The following is a 17811-nucleotide window of genomic DNA, read 5'->3' as shown; positions in this document are numbered from 1 at the left end:
TTGAGGTGTCTTATAGTTCGCGTTGGTAGGCCGTGACGAGGGGCTCGGCCATCTGTCTGCCTCGTGGAGTGATGATCAGCCACCAGCGGTATTGCCATCCGAACACGTCAAAGTTGTCGACGTAGTCGGTGCGGACGTCGCGCAGCGCGGCTTCGGGATCGTCGGCCGGCACAAATCGGTGCGTGTGCGGTGCCATAGCGCCTAGCTCGAACAGGCCCTGGCCGATCAGTGAGCGGATTATGTTCAGTGTGGTCGCCCGAATCCTCGGAAGGTAGGCCTGCCTGTTGGCTTCTTGGACGTGCCAGTGCACAGCGAGTAGGCATACTCCGCCCCCAAGGCCCTCCATGAGGATCTTGGCGTGTGCCGAGTCGTGGACGTAGCTCACCGTTGCGGCCTTTCCGCCTACAAGGCATCGTCGAGCAGTCTCATACCGGGTTTGCATGTTTTAGCGCTGCAGTTTCCAGACCACCAACACGGTTGCGCTCATGAGCGCGATAAGTACGGCGATGGATATCCACGAGTGCATGCGGGGCTTTCCTGTCAGGTGTTTGTGGGGTGGGTGCCGCCGACGTGGGTGCGGGCGTGAGCGATAGCCTCCTCGAGGGTATCGATGAGGTGGTTTTCGTGGCGTAGGGAGTCGATGACGCCGACGTTGGTGAGGAGCTTAAGGTGTTCGGGCCGTACACCTTTGATGATGACGGTGATGCCACGGGCCTCGAGGTCTTCAGCGATCTGGGCCAGCGTGTGCGCACCGGTGGCATCGAGCATGCCCAGTTGGGACATGCGGATGATCACGACATTCACGTCGGGGCGGTCGGCGTCGGTGATGGTATTCGAGATGCGTTCGGCCGCACCGAAAAACATGGAGCCATCCAGGCGCAGTAGCGCGATCCTCTCATCGCCAGGTAGAGGCGGGCCGGGTAGTTCTTCGCGGGTGACGCTGCTGCGTCGCGCCACGACGCGCAGGGCGAAGAAGGCGGCCACCACGATGCCGATTTCCACGGCCTCGATCAGATCGAAACAGATCGTGACAACGGCGGTGAGCACAAAGGTCAGGGCATCGGAGCGAGTTGAGCGAAGGATCGTGACCGCAGTGCGCGCCGAGATCATCCGGAAGGAGGTAACCATCAGGACTGCCGACAGCGCGGCCAACGGGACGGCGCCCACCGGCCCGCTTGCCAGGTAGACCACCGCGAGCAGCAGAACTGAATGAGTGATCGCCGCAACACGGGTGCGCGCCCCAGAGCGGACATTGACGGCGGTGCGGGCGATCGCCCCGGTGGCCGGCATCCCGCCGAATACCCCGGAGGCCACCGAGGCCAGGCCTTGCCCAAGCAGTTCGCGGTTGGGATCGTAGGGGCCGGTGGGTGACATGGTGGCCGCCACCCGCGCCGACAGCAGCGATTCGATCGCGGCCAACGCAGCAATTGCCACCGCTGCTCCCAGAAGGGCTTGCAGGGCAGCCAGATTAGCGTGTGGCAGCAGCGGCGCCGGTAGCCGCGACGGCAATTCGCCGATACGGGCCACCGACAATCCTGTGGCGGTCACCAGCGCGGTCGCGGCCACGACCGCCGTCAATGATTCGGGGATGGCCCGGTGCAGCTGCGGCAGGATAACCATCAACACCGCCACCAATCCCACCACTAACAATGGTGGCGCGGCGACGCTCCAGCGGGTGTGCGTGAGAACGTCGATCGCGACGGCCAGCGGGCGTTGCCCCTGCGGCGCCAGCAGGCCGACGGCGGCGGGGACTTGCTGCAAGAAGATGATCGCGGCGATCCCCAGGGTGAAGCCCTCGATGACCGGCCACGGGATGAACGTGACCGCACGGCCCAAACCGCTCACCCCGGCGGCTATCACGATGATCCCGGCCAGCATGGTGACCAAAGCCAAACTACCAGAGCCATATTGGGCAACAATCGGTGCCAACACGACCGCCATGGCCCCGGTCGGCCCGGACACCTGCACGTGGGAGCCACCGAACACCGCCGCCACCACACCGGCGATCACCGCAGTGATCAGGCCTGCGGCGGCCCCGGCCCCCGAGCTGATGCCGAACGCCAACGCGAGCGGCAGTGCGACCACCCCGACGGTGATCCCTGCCAGGATGTCACGGCGCCACGACCGGGGCAGCCCGGCGTAATCGTTGCGACGCGGCAGCAGCCGCGCCACTGCGCCGATAACGGCCGTACCCATCAGCGGATCCCGTGACCGATCGGGCCCCGCCGCGATGCGCGGACCTCAACTGGGTTGATGGTCACGGTGATTCGGTGGCCGAGCCAGCGCATCCCTGCCGGGCTTCGACCAGTCGCGTCCGCAGGGCGCCCAGCTCAACCCGCAGGTCATCGGGCAGCCGATTGCCCCCGATGCTGGCGTACCAGTAGTCGATCGATTCGGTCTCGGTGATCCATTCGTCGATGTTGACCGTTAAGGCCTCTTCAAGATCCTGGTCGCTAATGTCCAGGCCGGTGCGATCGAGCGCGTCCACGGTGGGCAGGTAGCCGATCGGGGTTGCGACCGCGTCAGCGGTGGCATCGAGGCGCTCGAGTGCCCATTTGAGGACGCGGGCGTTGTCCCCGAAACCGGGCCATAGGAACTTGCCATCGGCGCCGCGGCGGAACCAGTTGACATAGAAGATCTTCGGCAGCAGATCCGGGTCGCTACGGTTACCGATATTGAGCCAGTGCGCAAAGTAGTCACCCACGTGATAGCCCAGGAAGGGGCGCATCGCCATGGGGTCGCGGCGCAAGACACCGACTTCACCGGCTGCCGCCGCGGTGGTTTCCGAGGACAGCGTGGAGGCCAGAAACACCCCGTGACGCCAGTTGCGGGATTCGGTGATCAGCGGGACCGTGCTGGCGCGCCGGCCGCCGAAGAAGATCGCCGAGATCGGCACCCCCGTGGGGTCATCCCATTCGGGGGCGACAGTCGGGCACTGCGCGATCGGGGTGCAGTACCGCGAATTCGGGTGCGCGGCGGGCTCGGCGGATGCCGGCGTCCAGTGCTGGCCGCGCCAGTCAGTCAGGTGTTCGGGCGGGGTGTCGGTCGCACCTTCCCACCACACATCTCCGTCGTTGGTCAGCGCGGTGTTGGTGAAGATCGAGTTACCCAGCTCGATGGTGTCCATCGCGTGCGGATTCGTGGCTCGCCCGGTACCGGGGGCGACCCCGAAGAATCCGGCTTCGGGATTGACCGCGTACAGGCGCCCATCGGCACCGAACCGCATCCAGGCGATGTCATCGCCGATCGTCTCGGCCGTCCAGCCCGGCAATGCGGGTTGCAGCATCGCCATGTTCGTTTTGCCGCACGAGGACGGGAACGCCGCCGCTACATATTTCACGACACCTTGTGGGGAGGTGAGTTTGAGGATCAGCATGTGTTCGGCTAACCAGCCCTCGTCGCGGGCCATCACCGAGGCGATCCGCAACGCGAAACACTTCTTGCCCAATAGTGCGTTACCGCCGTAGCCCGAGCCGTAACTCCAGATGGTGCGGGTGGCGGGGAAATGCGAAATGTATTTGGTCTCATCACAGGGCCATGGCACGTCAGTCTGCCCCGGCGCCAGCGGGGCGCCCACCGAGTGCACACATTTAACGAACCGGCCGCGTAGCCCCAGCCGATCCCACACCTGTGCACCAGAGCGCGTCATGATCTGCATCGAGGCCGCCACATACTCCGAATCAGTGACCTGTACACCGAACTTCGGGTCATCAGAGCCGAGCGGACCCATGCAGAACGCGATCACGTACATAGTGCGGCCTGCCATCGCCCCCCGGTATTCCTCGGTCATGATCGTGGTCATGTCGACCGGGTCCATCCAGTTGTTGGTCGGCCCCGCATCGGCCGCGTTCTCCGAGCAGATGAACGTGCGGTCCTCCACGCGCGCCACATCCGCCGGATCCGATACAGCCCAAAACGAATTCGGCTTACCCCGCAACGGCACAAACGTGCCCTTGGCCACCAGCTGCTTGGTCAGGCGATCCCACTCGGCGCGCGACCCGTCACACCACAGCACCCGATCCGGGCCCAACAACTCGGCCATCTCCGAGACCCACAACAACACGCCCGCATGGGTGGTCGGTGCAGGCGCCAACCCCTCCACCGACCGCGCCGCATCCACTGCATCCACCGAACTCGCCACAACACTCTCCTTGACCACGCTTGAAAACATCACCATCAATAAATCACGCTAATTAAGAAAGTACGCAATTAGTGCGCTAGTCGGAGATACCCCCGTCGATACCTCCGACTAGCGCCGGGTCTGCGCTACTACCACCGGCTCGGCCGGCGAGGCACCATCGAGCCACTCGGCCTGATCGGCAACCACCCCCGTCAAGATCCGCCGCGCCGTGGCCAGCAGCTCGGCCACCTGTGGAGAGGTCAACGTGTACAGCACCGACAACCCCTCACGCCGCGCCGTCACCAAACCCGCTCTGCGCAGCACCGCCAACTGCTGCGACAAATTCGCCGGCTCGATCCCAACTTCCGGCAGCATCTCCGAGACAGCCTGATCCCGCTCGCTGAGTAACTCCAACACCCGTATCCGCACAGGATGCCCCAGCGTCTTGAAGAAATCCGCCTTCATCCGATACAGCGGCTGACGTGCATCCACCACAAGACCACCTCACCAAAACAATCAACATGCAAACATTAGCAACCCGGCAACAGCGCAGGACAAGGGGCCGTCTATAGTTCTCCCTGGCTCTCACCGGGGCTACCTTGTACTCATCAGGGCTGTCTGATGCCCGCTTCCGGTGAGAGCCACCCAACACCTACCCAGTGGGCTCGACCGACCAGGCGCACCGGGCATTCCAACGAGGAGTTTGTCGATGGCCACCGACCGGCCGACCGCATGGCAGTACATCACCTACGCGTATGGGCGGCGCCTGCCCGACAGCATGGGCGATTGGGTCGCCAACGACCTGGCCGGCCCCGGGGCAATTCGACGACACATGATCCGTTACGTGATCCCGCCCCATTTCATCCTGGCCCCGTTCTGGCTGCTGCCCGGCGGACTTCTGCTGCACACCGCGATCACACTGCCCGTCTACGTCTGGGCAATCCTGATGACCCACGCTCTCAACAAGATTTGGCGTCGCCACCGGCTCGCCACACACGGCCTGGACCCCAAACTCGCCGACAACGTCAACCGCGAAAAAAACGCACGCAAGCACCAGGCATACGCCCAAAGGTATGGCGCGCGCACACAGACAAACGACACCTATTCCAGCAGCGACCCCATCTGAATCACCCACGAAAACCGCACGACAGCAACCTATTTCGTGCAGATCGTAGTGCTGGCCGGAAGACCGCCGGGCCGTTCGACGATGGTGAGGTCTTGCCCACCGCCCGCGCCAACGAGCTTTGTTCGGCATCAAGCAGTTTGGGCGGACCGCTCCCTGCCCCAGTACTTGGAATCTGGTGGCCAATTCATGTTCTGAGGCAGCGGACTACTGCCGGTCATTGGTTATCGGGCTCGACCTCTGATATGGTGAAAACGGTTGATTTTCTTAGTGACACGCTCGCGAAGATTTTCCGCGGCGGACACATACCCAATCTCCGTGACTTTTGCCGGTTGCTTTGATTTCGCGTACCTCCGCAAGACCCAGGGTCGAACGTCGACCCCGCAATTAGATACTCAGGAGAGTAATCGCATGGCTCAAGGCATCGTGAAGTGGTTCAACGCCGAAAAGGGATTCGGGTTCATCACCCCGGACAACGGCAGCAAGGACCTGTTCGTTCACTTCTCGGCCATCCTCGACAAGGGCGGCTTCCGCAGCCTCAACGAGAACGATCGCGTCAGCTTCGAAGAAGAAGCCGGCGATCGCGGCCCCCAGGCTGTTTCAGTGCAGACTGTCTAAAGTCTTACCGCGCAAGATAAATGCGCTCGGCTGGCCGTCCAGGATTCCTGGGCGGCCAGCTTTTTCGCCGCCGAGGGCATGTCGCCTACCGGCTCAGAGGCTGGTGCGGCGCTAGATGAGATTGCCCCCTTGCGGGGTCGCATGTCTTTCGCGGTGTGCGTCGAAAACGGCAAAGACACCGAACTCGTCTCCGCCCAGCCTGACTAGCCAACAGCTGGTTGACTGCCTGAACATGGATACCGGACACCGACGCAAGGAGATGTCATGCGCCTATCTACACGCAATCAGCTGACTGGAACCATCACCGACGTGAATGTCGGAACTGTGATGGCCATTGTGAAGATCCGGCTCGGCTGCGGCGATCAGGTCGTGACATCTTCGATCACCAAGGACGCGGTGGCCGACCTCGGGCTCACCGTCGGTCAGGCCGCCACCGTCTTCATCAAGTCCACCGAGGTGACTGTGGGGGTCGAGTAGTTCAGGTTCGCGCTGAGCTGGGTCTCACGTGAAGGTGCGGTGCCCGAGATCGGTGAAATCCACCTCGACCTCGTCACCGTCCCGCTGGACCTCGCAGTAGCCACTGCGGCGAAGCTCATCAAGCGCGTCCCACGGCGGCTCTTCGTCAGGCAGGTACCAGCCAACGGCCGTCGGCCATTCGCGGTCGTGATGGTGGTCGACGAGCTGATCGACCACCGACGTGGCCTCGGGGCTGAGCTGAACGAGCTCGGGGCGTTCACTACGTCTCCGTGAGAACCACTTCATGGCAGCAGTTTACGAGTAACTCGCGCGGGTACTCCGGTGTCGGTGCATGCGTCGATGTCAGCGTCGCGGGACTGCCCGGCGCGGCAGATTGTCCGCACAGCCCGTCCCCGCGCCAGAACGGATTCGTCGTAGATGGCAGAGATCTTGATGACCGCACCGCTGGCCATACGTTGATGCAGGCAGTTGCGAGTCACGCCGAGCAACGGCTCGTAGGCAAGGCGTCGAACAACCCGTCCCGGATGCATTGTCGAATTCCTCTTCACCCCAAGGAATTCGGTACTTGACAGGAACGGTGATCTTTCCTGCCGTCTCAATCAGCGGGTCGTACGCAAAGGCTCCACGCACTCCTCCCCTGCCGCGTGGAACGCAGCTGTTAGCGTAACCACCGTGAACTCTTCGCGTGTGTACCCATCCGCCGCGCTTGCGGCCTGCGCCGCCTCGTTCGTTCTGGCGCTCGCCGCGTGCGGATCCGATACGGAGGCCAAGTCGGCCCCTGCCGATCCCGCAACGGCGGCCAGCGCTTGCCCAACAGCAGCACCGCAGAACGGTGGCACGCCCGAGTGGACGCAGGCCGGGAGCACCGGCAATGTCGCGGTCAGTGGATCGACGGATACGGCGGCGCCATCCGTCAACGTGACCGCTCCGTTCAGCGTGACCGAGACCCAGGTGCACACACTGCAGACTGGAACCGGGCCGATCGTCGGGGACATAGCCACGGTTTCGGTCTGCTACATGGGTGTCAACGGCCGTGACGGCTCCGTGTTCGACAGCAGCTACACCCGGGGCGCTCCGGCTCAGTTCCCGCTGAACGGAGTCGTGCCGGGCTTCAAGAAGGCCATCGCAGGACAGAAGGTTGGGTCCACCGTCGCTGTGGCGATGGTTCCTGCCGACGGCTATCCGGCCGGTCAGCCCAGCGCCGGCATCCGTCCGGGTGACACACTCGTCTTCGCGATCAAGATCCTCGACGCCTCAAACTGATTCAGCGTGCCGTGTTCAGTGCTGTCGGCTGCGCGTTCTCGACGGCACCGAACGCAGCCACTGCCACCGCCGCGACCACCGCGACCAGGAATGCCACGGCGACAAGCCAGCCCAGCCCCGGGCGGGCGCTGTCGCCTAAGAGCACGACACCAGTGACGCCGGGCACGACCGTCTCCCCCACGACCAACGCCGCCGCCGCACCGTTGACCGAACCCACTTGCAGCGCAACGGTAAACAAGTAGAAGCCACCCACCCCCGCAAGGATCACGGCGAAGGCGGCGGGATCGGACAGCATGACCTTCACGTGCAACGGTTCGAGCCCATCGAGCACCCTGACCGCGACAGCCATTGCCCCATAAAGAATCCCGGCACACAATCCCGCCGGGATCGCGGCGCGGCCGCCAAGCAGGCGGATAAAGCCGAAGCCGGTGAGCAGCACCACCGCCGATGCAATGAGCACGCCCCAGTGCACAGGCGCCGGTGCGGCATCCTCACCGCGATGACCGGCCGTCGTTGCGAGGACGCATAACGACAGCAACACGGCCGAGATTGCCAGCCAGTCCCGTCGTTGCAGACGCACACCCAATACCGCGATGCCGAGTACCGCAGTGACCACCAAGTTGGCGCTCATGATCGTCTGGGCGAGAAACAGTGGAATCAACCGTGCCGACACCAGGCTGCCCGCGAACCCGACAAGATCGAGAACCATCCCGGCGATGAATGCGGGAGTCAGCATCGCGGAGATTGTCGATGTCAGCGGCGGGGCGCCGTCGCCCGTCGGCCCGTGAACTTTCGTCGCGGATTCACGGGCACCGTAACCCTGCAGAACCGACGCGGTCCCATACCCAAGGCACGCGAGCACGGCCGCCACGATGCCGATCAGCATGGAATAGCGGTGTCATTGCGTGCGGTCGTTGACATCGGTCGATTGTAGTTACAGTTGGTTCTGCGTCGCCGGTTGTTACCGGCCGTACCTGCGAGCTGATCGGCGAAGGCAACACCGATAGTCCAGTGCTGTTTGTCCGAAAACCGCGTCTAGCCAAAGATTTACAGCCGACTTGTTTGAGTCATCGATCGGAGTAGGCTGGCTAGAAGACGGTATTTTGCACCGGCCCACTCATGGGTGTGGCGTCGTCGAAACATTCAGCACCGGACACGGGCGCTGAAGCTAGGAGCGTCTGATGACGCATCAAATATTCTCGCCCGCACGAGTCGGACTGCCTCTGCGTCTTCTGCAGCCCACCAATGCCACTCGCGTTCAGGGGGCGTGCGGGGCGCATCTGGCCCTGTTGATTGCCCCTCCTTCTCGCGAGTCACATGACGAACGAAATGCCGGGGTGCCTGCCGACATCACGGGGCTGGCGCGGTGGATCGATACCTTTGAAGCAGAGAACCATTGGGACTCCGGCGGCGGAGCCCGGCTGGTGTCCGCCGCACCGTCAGCTAGGCCGACGTCATGACCCGCGTTGCCACATTGGCGGCACCGGCGACATTCGAGAGTGACGACTCCATTCGCCTTCTGTTAAAGCCCGATGGTGATGGGAGTGGGCACGTCGATGGTGCATGGTGGCCGCACTCACGTGACTTAACGCAAGACCTGCCAGTGCTTTTAGATGCCGTGGCACCCCGATTGGGGGCCGCCAAACGGGTGATCTACCGCATCCAGGAATGGGAGGCCGCCCCAAAAGGCGCCGATGTCGTGGTCACCATGGGCTGCGGCGACACCTGCCCATACTTCCCCGGGAAGCGCTACGAGAACTGGGACCTAGCCGACCCGGCGGGCCAGCCGATTGAGGCCGTGCGTCCTATCCGGGACGACATCGAACAGCGGGTCCGCAAGCTACTGGTGGAACTCAACATCACGGGCTAAGCGGCCATGATGATTCGGAGCGCCGCGGAGACTTCGTCCTCCTTGGGAGAATCAAGCAGGGGCATTTGCGCGGCCAAGCGCATGATCACCCTGGCGAGAATCCGGTTGGTGCGTGCCGGCACCATGAGGATCCGGACCGTCCGATGCTCGCCCTGCAGTGTGACCACCCAATGGAAAGCACGGTTAGCGAGAGTCGGAGGCATAGCTGCCGACCTCATGCTCGACCGGGGCGAGCCGGCCTTCCAGTTCAGGGATACCTGATTGACCGGACCAATGTGCTCGGCCAGCTCTTCAATCAACGGTGAGAGTTCCCGCGCAATGAATCCGTCGTCTTGCGGCCACCACGCGCCGTTCATCCTGCCGGTCTTGCGCGGACCCAACGTATAGCGGATCGGCGGACCAGGATATTCGGCCTGTGTCATACGTACTTCCTTGTTGCTCAATGAGACTCAGACAAGGGAATCCGTATGAGCCGAAACAGTTGGTGCTAGGTACGTGCCACCGCGATAGTTACTTAACCAATATTACCCCCCTTTGAGCGACTCCGTTGACGCCGATTCGTAAATGGTTGACGCTCAACAATTTTGAATAAGTCAAAAGTTTGCGATCAGCTGGCGCTACCGGCGATCGGATGGCTACGCCGGCCGAAGTTGGGGCGGTCACGGAATGCTCTCAATTGAGCGAGTACTGCAAGTAGTCGCCCATTCACGGCATGAACATGCTAGCTTTCTGTAACTGCTGGATACGTGTACCGCTAGTTGCGGTATCCGTCTGGCTCCCCGATCTGAGGAACGTGTCCATGCAGAAGGCCTTCACCGACCTTGAGTTGCTCCATGAGCTCGAGCCCGTGGTCGAGGAGAATGTCCATCGCCACCTCGGTGTCACCAAGGACTGGAACCCCCACGACTATGTGCCGTGGTCTGAAGGCAAGAACTACAAGGCCCTGGGCGGTCAGGACTGGGATCCGGAGCAGTCCAAGCTCTCCGAGGTGGCCAAGGTCGCCATGATCACCAACCTGCTGACCGAGGACAACCTGCCCTCATATCACCGCGAGATCGCCATGAACTTCACCATGGACGGGCCGTGGGGCACCTGGGTCAACCGGTGGACCGCCGAGGAGAACCGCCACGGCATCGCCATCCGCGACTATCTCGTCGTCACCCGCTCGGTAGATCCGGTAGAACTCGAGAAACTCCGCATAGCGCAGATGACGAGCGGCTTCTCCCCCGGCCAGAACCGGCAGAACGTACCGTTCTCGGAAGGCCTGTTTGACTCGGTGGTCTACGTGACCTTCCAGGAGCTGGCCACCCGCGTCTCGCACCGCAACACCGGCAAGGCCTGCGATGAACCCGTCGCCGACGAGCTGCTCAAGCGCATCTCCACCGACGAGAACCTGCACATGATCTTCTACCGCAACATGGTGACGGCCGGCCTGGAGATCGCCCCGAATCAGGCTGTTCAGGCCGTACATAAAGTGCTCGACAACTTCACGATGCCCGGATACACGATCCCCGGCTTTCGCCGCAACGCCGTCACCATCGCCACCGGCGGCGTCTACGACCCGCAGTCCCACCTCGAGGAGGTGGTGCTGCCGGTGCTGCGCAAGTGGCGCATCTTCGATCGTGACGACATCACCGGCGAGGGCGAGTGGTACCGCGAGGACCTCGATCGCATCGTCGGCGACCTCAAAAAGACCTCCCAGGACTTCGAGGAAGTCAAGGCCAAGTACCTGGATCGCCAGACCAAGCGCGCCGAGCGCAACGCCGCCAAGGTTTTGGTTAGCCGCTAACAACAGTGCTTGATGGGCACCGCCGGTGCGGCGTCATGCTCTGTTCGTGAGGCGTCGAGGAACACGTCCAGGTCCACCCTGCGGCCGCCGACCCATGTGCCGTTGACGCCGACTACCTCGATGAGCCGAGCCGGGTCAACGTCGTAGGGGTCCGCGGACAGCTCGACGAAGTCGGCCAGCTTGCCGACCGCGATGGAACCAATCAGGTGGTCTCGACGCAGCGTGCGGGCGGCATTGATGGTCTGAGCGCGCAACGCCTCATCGATGGGGATCGCCTGTCCGGCGCCATGGACATTGCCGGCACGTGTGCGTCGCGCCGTCACCGTCTGGATGTTCGTCAGCGGCGAGGGTGGTGATACCGAACCGTCGTTGTGGAAGGAAATGCAGGCCCCGGACGCGACCGCGTCCGAGAACGGCTGCCATCTGCTGCCGTTCTCGTGGTCGAAGATCTGGCCGTCCAGCAGATCACCCCAGTAGTAATACTGGAACGGCGACATGGATACGTGTACGCCCAACCGCGCGGCGCGGTCGAGCTGGGCCCGGGTAGCACCGCCGGCGTGTTCGAGCCGCCACCGGTGATCGGTGCCGAGCAGGCCATGACGCTGTAACGCCGCCTCGTAGGCATCGAGTGCAAGTTCCACGGCAAGATCGCCATTGGAATGGAATGCCATCTGCCAACCACGGGGCGCGGCTTTGTCGAGAATGGCATCAAGCTGCGCGCGGGAGTAGTTCAACGAACGGGTTCCGCCTGCCGCGGCGGGGTCGATGGCCGCACGCCGGGTGGCCGCCGAGTCGACGTACGCAAAGGATGTCGCGCCCGACCCAACCCAGACCGCACCATCGGTCCACAGCTTGACACCCGTCTTGCACAGCATGTCATCGCTGGCGGTGAATGTTTCTGGCTCAGTGTAGGTTTCGGTGGTCGACATCTCCCACAGGCTGACCCGCAGCGGGCATGACGGGGCCGTGGCGAGCGCCTCGTATGCGGGCTTGAGCTGAGGGTCATACGCCATATCCGAGGTCGATGTGTATCCGCCACGGGACATCACGGCGAAGAACTGTGCGGCTGAGTGCATGGGATTGCCCAGCCCGGCGATCAGCGGGGCGAGCACTTCCGTCAGCGCGGGAACTTCAAACCCGCGCCCATTGAGGGTGCCATCGGGTTTGCGTTGGTAATGCCCGCCCACCGGGTCCGCCGGCGGGGCACTGTCCCAACCGTGCAGCTTGATCAATGCGGTGCCGAAGTAGACCCCGTGGCCGGAGTTGTCGGTGATGGCCGCGACCCGATCACCGAATATCTGATCCAGCTCATCGACATCGGGCGCGGGATGCTCGTGCAAGAGTGCGTCGAATCCGCTGAAAATCAGGGGTTCTGAAGGATCAGTGTCCGCGAGTGCAGCCTGGAATGCGATAGTGACGTCGGCCCAGCTTGATGCCTTCCAGGGGGCGATCGAATGGACCGGCGCTTCGGTGATGACACCACTCATGAACGGATGACCATGCGGCTCAACAAAACCGGGAAGAAGTGCGCCCGCTCCGGTGTCGATCACCTCGGCGCCGGGCAACACTGAGGTGCACCCGGCCAGCGAGCCCACTGCGACGATGCGGCTATCCGATACGGCGACGGCCTCGGCCCGAGGCTGGTCATCGTCCATGGTGATCACGGTCGCGGCGGTCAGGACGATGTCCGGCATGTTGCTTCCTATTCCTACTGTTGCTGGGGACAGTTGAGAGATCTGCAGGGTCAATCACCGTCTCCTGGTCGACGGCACGTATAGCCTTCCTGCCGAGTGGACTCGTTCCTGGCGTCAATAAGTATCTGGTGAAGAGAGCCGGGATCAGGCGGGAATGCCCATGTCCCTCGGAGTGGAGCTCAACAACGCTGAATCCCGGAGTACCGCTTGCTGCGACCAGTTCGCGTCTACGACAGAATCGGGTTGTACTGCGTGAAGAGAAGGAGGGTCAACCAATGACCGATTGGGATGTGGCGGCCCGGGCGAATTATGTGTCGTTTACGAGCTATCGCAAGGACGGCACGGCGGTATCCACACCGGTCTGGATTGCTCCGGCGGACGGCAAGCTCTACTACTTCTCGGAGGTAGGCGCGTACAAGGTCAAACGCATCCGGCGCAATCCTGCGGTGACATTGCAGCCGTGCAGTGTTCGCGGGCAGCTCACCCCTGGTGCACCAGTCGTGGCGGGTACCGCGCGGGTGCTGGACCTCAAGGACACTCCGCGGGTCCGCAAGATCGTCAGCCGCAAGTATTGCCTTTTGGGGCCGTTGAGTGAACTCGGAGTCTGGATTGCCCGTCGCCAGCAGGCGTCGGTCGCCATCGAGATCTCCCCAGCTCCGCAGCGGTTGCCAACATAAGCGGATAAGCACCCCGGGCCACACCTGCCCCTCCCCCGGAGGGTTGTTTCGGCATACTCCGACAGCAAATGAATCCATCGGCACGGCATCGTTCCTATTATTTGCCTTCGCCAATATGGGCGTACAGAGTACGTACACCCACGATGTCCTCGAACATGCCTTATATTCTGCTACAGGCCATTTCCGATGCCCTGCGGGTGCCGCTTAGTAAAGCGCATTGCGGAAACTAATAAATTCGCTCGCTCGATCTCAGAAAAGCTTTGGTAATTCACAAACACCTTGAGGACCGAAGACGTGCAGATTCGTACGGTAGACGTAGACTCGATGCAGCTCGGGATTGTGCAGTAGAGATATTGTCAAGACCTGTGGATGAGGTTGTTTCAGGCGACCTCGGTTTCGGTTGTTTCGCCCGGCTCGGGCGGTGTGATGTCGGCGGGGCGTTCGAGTAGCTTGCCTTTGTGGAAGACGGCGCCGGCACGGACGAGGGCGACCAGGTGGGGTGCGTTGACTGCCCGCCAGCGGGCTTGCGCGGCGTCGATGAGCTTGTAGGCCATGGCAATTCCGGCCGCCCGGGATCCCGGGCCCTTGGTGACCTTGGTCCGCAAGCGGACGGTGGCAAACGTTGATTCGATCGGGTTCGTGGTTCTCAAATGGATCCAGTGTTCGGCTGGGTATTTGTAGAATTCCAGGAGCACATCGGCATCATCGACGATCTTGGCGACCGCTTTGGGGTACTTGGCGCCGTAGTCGACCTTGAAGGCCTTGATCGCGACCTGCGCGTGGTCGATGTCCTCGGCGTTGTAGATCTCCTTGATCGCGGCCAACGCAGCTGGGTGCGCTGATTTCGGCAACGCAGCAAGCACATTGGCCTGCTTGTGGAACCAGCAGCGTTGCTCCCGGGTGGCCGGGAACACCTCCCGGATGGCCTTCCAGAACCCCAACGCGCCGTCACCGACGGCCAGCACCGGCGCGGTCATCCCACGACGACGGCAGCCCCGCAGCAGATCCGCCCACGACTCGGTCGACTCCCGGTATCCGTCGGCCAGGGCGACGAGTTCCTTGCGGCCATCGGAGCGGACCCCGATCATCACCAACAGGCAGAGCTTCTCCTGCTCGAGGCGGACCTTGAGGTGGATGCCGTCGACCCACAGGTAGACGTAATCGGTGCCCGAGAGGTCACGCTCGCCGAAAGTCTTCGCCTCGTCCTGCCATTGGCTGGTGAGCCGGGTGATCGTCGTGGCCGACAGTCCGGCACTCGAGCCGAGAAACTGCTCCAGCGCCGGACCGAAGTCACTCGTCGAGAGCCCGTGCAGGTACAGCAGTGGCAGCACCTCGGTCATCTGCGGGGACTTGCGTGCCCACGCCGGCAGGATCGCCGAGGAAAACCGTTGCCGCTCACCGGTAACGGCGTCGATGCGCTTGTCGTTGACCCGCGGGGCGGTCACCGTGACCGCACCCGCGGCGGTGAGGATGTCACGTTCGTGGTGATAGCCGTTGCGGACCACCAGACGCCGACCGTTGTCGTCGACCTCACCGGCATGGGCGTCGACGTAGGCGGCTACTTCAGCCTGCAGTGCCGCCGCCAACATCTGCCGCGCACCGTCGCGGACGATCTCATCCAACAACGACCGACCAGCACCGCTGCCGTTCTCGTTGGCTGATTCCGCGTCGTGAACTACCGTGAGCATGGGCGTACCTTCCCAACCAGCGCGCCAACGCCGGTCTTGATCGAGATCCTGTTTCCGTGATGATCATCCTCGGGAAGGTGCGCCCACTTTCACGCCACCTCGCCGAGGCTCATCCACAGGTTCTGATCATTGCTCGGTGGCGACTGCGCATGCTGCCCAACGTGACTGGGCACTCCGGACGCCGCGGCAGCGCGGCACCATGCTGCGAGCTTTGGCGACACTCATGCGAGAGCATACCGAAGAACTCGCGCTGCTCGACGCGATTGACGGTGGCTTTCCACTGCCTGCGATGCGCGACGATGTGAACTGGGCGGCCGAAGTGCTCGAGCTGATGGCAGACGCCGCATTTGATATCGGCGGACGTACTATTCCACTCTCGGCGAACCTCCACTACACGCTGCAGCAGCCCTATGGCGTGGTCGCCCGAATCGTACCCTTCAATCATCCTGTCCTGTTCGCAGGATCTAAGATCGCTGCTCCACTCATGGCGGGAAACGCCGTGGTTTTGAAAGCTCCCGATCAAACACCGCTCTCGGCCATCCGCCTCGCCCAGTTGGCGAGGGAAGTTTTGCCAGAGGGCCTGTTTGGGGTCGTAACTGGGCATGGCGCAACTGCGGGCGCCGCGCTGGTCGCTCATCCATTGGTCCGGCGAATCGGCTTCATCGGCTCCCCTGGCACGGGTAGGCATATCCAGCGGTTGGCTGCAGAGCACGGCGTCAAATACGTCACACTCGAACTCGGCGGCAAGAACCCGATGATCGTCATGCCGGACGCCGATCTGGAGGCGGCGGCGAAAAGCGCCGTCGCAGGGATGAACTTCACCACCACCGCGGGCCAATCTTGTGGATCAACAAGCAGACTGCTGCTGCACGAAGCGATCGCTGACGAGGTGATTGATCTGGTCGTCGATCAGGTCGCTGCCATCAAGGTAGGCGACCCGCTCGTTGACGGCACGGACATGGGACCCGTCATCGACCAAGCGCAATACTCAAAGTCGTTGCGGGCCATCGAGTCAGGACGGGCGGGCGGCGCCAGCGTGCTTACCGGTGGAGGACGCGCGCAGGGTGTTGGTAGCAAAGGCTGGTATGTCGCCCCGACCGTATTGGCTGGAGTGGCACCACAAACCGATGTCGCCCGCGACGAGATCTTCGGGCCCGTTCTTTCGGTGCTGACCGTCCGTGACGAAGCCGAGGCTGTCGAAGTTGCCAACAGCGTCGAGTTCGGGTTGACCGCCGCGGTGTGGACCAACGACGTAAGCCAAGCCCACCGCATGGCTGCGGGACTTGATGCTGGCTACGTCTGGATAAACGGCAGTGCACGCCACTACTGGGGGTTGCCCTTCGGCGGTCGGAAATCGTCAGGTGTTGGATCCGAAGAGTCCACGGAGGAACTGCTGTCCTACACCCAAGTCAAGGCAGTAACCGTCACCTTGGACTGAACTGCGTCGATGCGCTGGAAGGCGCCTACAGCGGACGGTGACCCTTTTCGCAGTCGAAATCCTCTGGGAGAACTGCTATTTGACGTAGGGCGTCAGTCGGCCGTGCATCGGCGCCTCAGACGATAAGCGACCGATTAGAAAATCGACTCGGGACACGGCATCGCTCCGTTGCGGGTATGTGACACGCGGCTGTGCCCCCGGAACCCCTCCGATGCCCGCGGCGGCGGCTATGTCCGGCGTCGGGTCGGGCAGCACGCAATCGACTGGTACCCGCCGACTTGCGCTAGCATCAGTTTGTAGTTTCAAAATAGTTGTGTGAATGAAACTGTTGTCGAACAACTGAGCCGCCGGCACAAGGCCTTCGTCCTGGCGTCCTGCTGCCTGAGCGTGCTCATTGTGTCGATCGACGTGACCATCGCCAACGTTGCAATCCCGAGCATCCGCGCCGACCTTTCGGCGTCGCCTTCGCAAATGCAGTGGGTCATTGACATCTACACCTTGATGGTGGCCTCGCTATTGCTGCTCTCGGGTGCCATGGCCGACCGATTCGGTCGGCGGCGTATTGGAGGCGAGCGACCGTCGACCAGACGGGCCTACCTTTCAGTCGCATCCGGATCCTGCTCCGGCTGTCCCGCGGTTCGATGACCGTCAAAGAGGTCGCGCACGCCGTGACAATCGATCCCCCGGCGGCCACGGTGTCCGTCAACGATCTGGAGGACCGCGGCCTAGTCATGCGTCAGACTATTCCCACCAACCGGCGGTACAAAGTGGTATCACTGACCGACGCCGGCTGGTCGATGGTGGCCACCATCAATGCGGTCGACGACCCGGCTCCCGAAGCGCTTGCGGCACTTGAGGGTAATGAACTGAGGGCGCTGCGCGATGCGATAGCAAGAGTCAGCGCCGCCGCCAAACACTGAATGAAAGCCGCGGCCGGATCGCTCAACGAACGACTCTCAGTCCGGCCTAGCGAACGGCAACATGCCAGGGTCGCTGTGGGGTCTGCAGAAGTCGGGTCAGATGGCGGGATTGGTGGACCAAGGGCCGCGAGTGG

19 protein-coding genes and 2 pseudogenes are annotated in these 17811 nt (G+C 62.8%); 11 read left to right on the top strand and 10 right to left on the bottom strand.

Annotated features, from left to right (window positions below):
- Nucleotides 1–10 precede the first annotated feature (10 nt).
- From B4383_RS25355 to B4383_RS25340, 4 genes are all read right to left on the bottom strand, one after another.
- Nucleotides 11–385, bottom strand: coding sequence for a hypothetical protein (locus tag B4383_RS25355; RefSeq protein WP_078294534.1), 375 nt, complete (start codon nt 383–385; stop codon nt 11–13).
- A gap of 155 nt (nt 386–540) precedes the next feature.
- The gene (locus B4383_RS25350; RefSeq protein ID WP_078294536.1) at nt 541–2196 is read right to left on the bottom strand and encodes a SulP family inorganic anion transporter; all 1656 of its coding nucleotides are present in this window, start codon (nt 2194–2196) and stop codon (nt 541–543) included.
- Nucleotides 2197–2257: 61 nt separating this feature from the next.
- A complete protein-coding gene (locus B4383_RS25345; protein WP_078294539.1) occupies nt 2258–4171 on the bottom strand; it encodes a phosphoenolpyruvate carboxykinase (GTP) in 1914 nt (637 codons plus the stop codon).
- Between the two features lie 78 nt (nt 4172–4249).
- Nucleotides 4250–4612 (bottom strand): metalloregulator ArsR/SmtB family transcription factor, encoded by a 363-nt coding sequence (locus B4383_RS25340; RefSeq protein ID WP_078294565.1) that lies wholly within the window; start codon nt 4610–4612, stop codon nt 4250–4252.
- A gap of 217 nt (nt 4613–4829) precedes the next feature.
- Between B4383_RS25340 and B4383_RS25335 the strand changes: the two genes are divergently transcribed.
- The 3 genes from B4383_RS25335 (at nt 4830) to B4383_RS25325 (ending at nt 6338) form a co-directional block, all read left to right on the top strand.
- The gene (locus tag B4383_RS25335) at nt 4830–5246 is read left to right on the top strand and encodes a DUF5313 domain-containing protein (RefSeq protein ID WP_078294542.1); all 417 of its coding nucleotides are present in this window, start codon (nt 4830–4832) and stop codon (nt 5244–5246) included.
- Nucleotides 5247–5654: 408 nt separating this feature from the next.
- The gene (locus tag B4383_RS25330) at nt 5655–5861 is read left to right on the top strand and encodes a cold-shock protein (protein WP_078294545.1); all 207 of its coding nucleotides are present in this window, start codon (nt 5655–5657) and stop codon (nt 5859–5861) included.
- A 264-nt stretch (nt 5862–6125) separates the two neighbouring features.
- A complete protein-coding gene (locus B4383_RS25325; protein WP_078294547.1) occupies nt 6126–6338 on the top strand; it encodes a TOBE domain-containing protein in 213 nt (70 codons plus the stop codon).
- A gap of 24 nt (nt 6339–6362) precedes the next feature.
- Here B4383_RS25325 and B4383_RS25320 read toward each other — a convergent pair whose 3' ends face one another.
- Both B4383_RS25320 and B4383_RS25315 read right to left on the bottom strand, forming a co-directional pair.
- Nucleotides 6363–6554: a hypothetical protein gene (locus B4383_RS25320; protein WP_078294568.1), complete on the bottom strand. Its 192-nt coding sequence runs from the start codon at nt 6552–6554 to the stop codon at nt 6363–6365.
- A 95-nt stretch (nt 6555–6649) separates the two neighbouring features.
- Nucleotides 6650–6844 (bottom strand): annotated as a pseudogene (locus B4383_RS25315) (monoamine oxidase); the annotation flags it as partial.
- A 226-nt stretch (nt 6845–7070) separates the two neighbouring features.
- On the opposite strand from B4383_RS25315, the gene B4383_RS25310 reads away from it, so the two are divergent.
- The gene (locus B4383_RS25310) at nt 7071–7601 is read left to right on the top strand and encodes an FKBP-type peptidyl-prolyl cis-trans isomerase (RefSeq protein WP_176138436.1); all 531 of its coding nucleotides are present in this window, start codon (nt 7071–7073) and stop codon (nt 7599–7601) included.
- Nucleotide 7602: 1 nt separating this feature from the next.
- On the opposite strand, the gene B4383_RS25305 is transcribed toward B4383_RS25310, so the two are convergent.
- Entirely contained in the window at nt 7603–8487 is an 885-nt protein-coding gene (locus tag B4383_RS25305) for a hypothetical protein (RefSeq protein WP_078294552.1), read from the bottom strand.
- A 295-nt stretch (nt 8488–8782) separates the two neighbouring features.
- On the opposite strand from B4383_RS25305, the gene B4383_RS26540 reads away from it, so the two are divergent.
- The gene (locus tag B4383_RS26540; protein ID WP_139361053.1) at nt 8783–9061 is read left to right on the top strand and encodes a hypothetical protein; all 279 of its coding nucleotides are present in this window, start codon (nt 8783–8785) and stop codon (nt 9059–9061) included.
- Entirely contained in the window at nt 9058–9471 is a 414-nt protein-coding gene (locus B4383_RS27330) for a DUF5994 family protein (protein WP_286143944.1), read from the top strand. The genes B4383_RS26540 and B4383_RS27330 overlap by 4 nt, the downstream gene beginning before the upstream one ends.
- Here the strand turns inward: B4383_RS27330 and B4383_RS25295 are convergent.
- The gene (locus tag B4383_RS25295) at nt 9468–9827 is read right to left on the bottom strand and encodes a DUF5994 family protein (RefSeq protein WP_078294570.1); all 360 of its coding nucleotides are present in this window, start codon (nt 9825–9827) and stop codon (nt 9468–9470) included. The two genes, B4383_RS27330 and B4383_RS25295, sit on opposite strands and share 4 nt — an antisense overlap.
- A gap of 443 nt (nt 9828–10270) precedes the next feature.
- Between B4383_RS25295 and B4383_RS25290 the strand changes: the two genes are divergently transcribed.
- Nucleotides 10271–11260, top strand: coding sequence for an acyl-ACP desaturase (locus tag B4383_RS25290; protein WP_078294555.1), 990 nt, complete (start codon nt 10271–10273; stop codon nt 11258–11260).
- Here B4383_RS25290 and B4383_RS25285 read toward each other — a convergent pair.
- Nucleotides 11257–12954 carry an amidohydrolase gene (locus tag B4383_RS25285; protein ID WP_078294558.1) on the bottom strand — a complete coding sequence of 566 codons (1698 nt, stop codon included), beginning with the start codon at nt 12952–12954 and terminating at the stop codon, nt 11257–11259. The genes B4383_RS25290 and B4383_RS25285 overlap by 4 nt on opposite strands.
- A 275-nt stretch (nt 12955–13229) precedes the next feature.
- On the opposite strand from B4383_RS25285, the gene B4383_RS25280 reads away from it, so the two are divergent.
- Nucleotides 13230–13631, top strand: coding sequence for a PPOX class F420-dependent oxidoreductase (locus tag B4383_RS25280; RefSeq protein WP_078294560.1), 402 nt, complete (start codon nt 13230–13232; stop codon nt 13629–13631).
- 380 nt (nt 13632–14011) lie between these two features.
- On the opposite strand, the gene B4383_RS25275 is transcribed toward B4383_RS25280, so the two are convergent.
- Complete coding sequence (locus B4383_RS25275) at nt 14012–15319, bottom strand: IS256 family transposase (RefSeq protein WP_078294563.1); 1308 nt, start codon at nt 15317–15319, stop codon at nt 14012–14014.
- Between the two features lie 136 nt (nt 15320–15455).
- On the opposite strand from B4383_RS25275, the gene B4383_RS25270 reads away from it, so the two are divergent.
- From B4383_RS25270 to B4383_RS25260, 3 genes and pseudogenes are all read left to right on the top strand, one after another.
- Complete coding sequence (locus B4383_RS25270) at nt 15456–16757, top strand: aldehyde dehydrogenase family protein (protein WP_262875854.1); 1302 nt, start codon at nt 15456–15458, stop codon at nt 16755–16757.
- A gap of 315 nt (nt 16758–17072) precedes the next feature.
- A pseudogene (locus B4383_RS25265) lies at nt 17073–17318 on the top strand (MFS transporter); the annotation flags it as partial.
- The gene (locus B4383_RS25260; RefSeq protein WP_262875860.1) at nt 17273–17677 is read left to right on the top strand and encodes a MarR family winged helix-turn-helix transcriptional regulator; all 405 of its coding nucleotides are present in this window, start codon (nt 17273–17275) and stop codon (nt 17675–17677) included. The pseudogene B4383_RS25265 and the gene B4383_RS25260, both read left to right, overlap by 46 nt.
- Nucleotides 17678–17811: the final 134 nt, after the last annotated feature.

It is taken from the genome of Mycobacterium sp. D16R24 (assembly GCF_002013385.1).
Taxonomy (GTDB): domain Bacteria; phylum Actinomycetota; class Actinomycetes; order Mycobacteriales; family Mycobacteriaceae; genus Mycobacterium.
Note: the sequence above shows the minus strand (reverse complement) of the source record. Positions and strands in the feature narration are given on the sequence as shown.

Coding starts and splice junctions, on each gene's coding strand:
- B4383_RS25325 (WP_078294547.1), top strand. CDS start 6,126: ATGCGCCTATCTACACGCAATCAGCTGACTGGAACCATCACCGACGTG.
- B4383_RS27330 (WP_286143944.1), top strand. CDS start 9,058: ATGACCCGCGTTGCCACATTGGCGGCACCGGCGACATTCGAGAGTGAC.
- B4383_RS25275 (WP_078294563.1), bottom strand. CDS start 15,319: ATGCTCACGGTAGTTCACGACGCGGAATCAGCCAACGAGAACGGCAGC.
- B4383_RS25305 (WP_078294552.1), bottom strand. CDS start 8,487: ATGCTGATCGGCATCGTGGCGGCCGTGCTCGCGTGCCTTGGGTATGGG.
- B4383_RS25335 (WP_078294542.1), top strand. CDS start 4,830: ATGGCCACCGACCGGCCGACCGCATGGCAGTACATCACCTACGCGTAT.
- B4383_RS26540 (WP_139361053.1), top strand. CDS start 8,783: ATGACGCATCAAATATTCTCGCCCGCACGAGTCGGACTGCCTCTGCGT.
- B4383_RS25285 (WP_078294558.1), bottom strand. CDS start 12,954: ATGCCGGACATCGTCCTGACCGCCGCGACCGTGATCACCATGGACGAT.
- B4383_RS25290 (WP_078294555.1), top strand. CDS start 10,271: ATGCAGAAGGCCTTCACCGACCTTGAGTTGCTCCATGAGCTCGAGCCC.
- B4383_RS25280 (WP_078294560.1), top strand. CDS start 13,230: ATGACCGATTGGGATGTGGCGGCCCGGGCGAATTATGTGTCGTTTACG.
- B4383_RS25295 (WP_078294570.1), bottom strand. CDS start 9,827: ATGAACGGCGCGTGGTGGCCGCAAGACGACGGATTCATTGCGCGGGAA.
- B4383_RS25345 (WP_078294539.1), bottom strand. CDS start 4,171: ATGTTTTCAAGCGTGGTCAAGGAGAGTGTTGTGGCGAGTTCGGTGGAT.
- B4383_RS25330 (WP_078294545.1), top strand. CDS start 5,655: ATGGCTCAAGGCATCGTGAAGTGGTTCAACGCCGAAAAGGGATTCGGG.
- B4383_RS25350 (WP_078294536.1), bottom strand. CDS start 2,196: ATGGGTACGGCCGTTATCGGCGCAGTGGCGCGGCTGCTGCCGCGTCGC.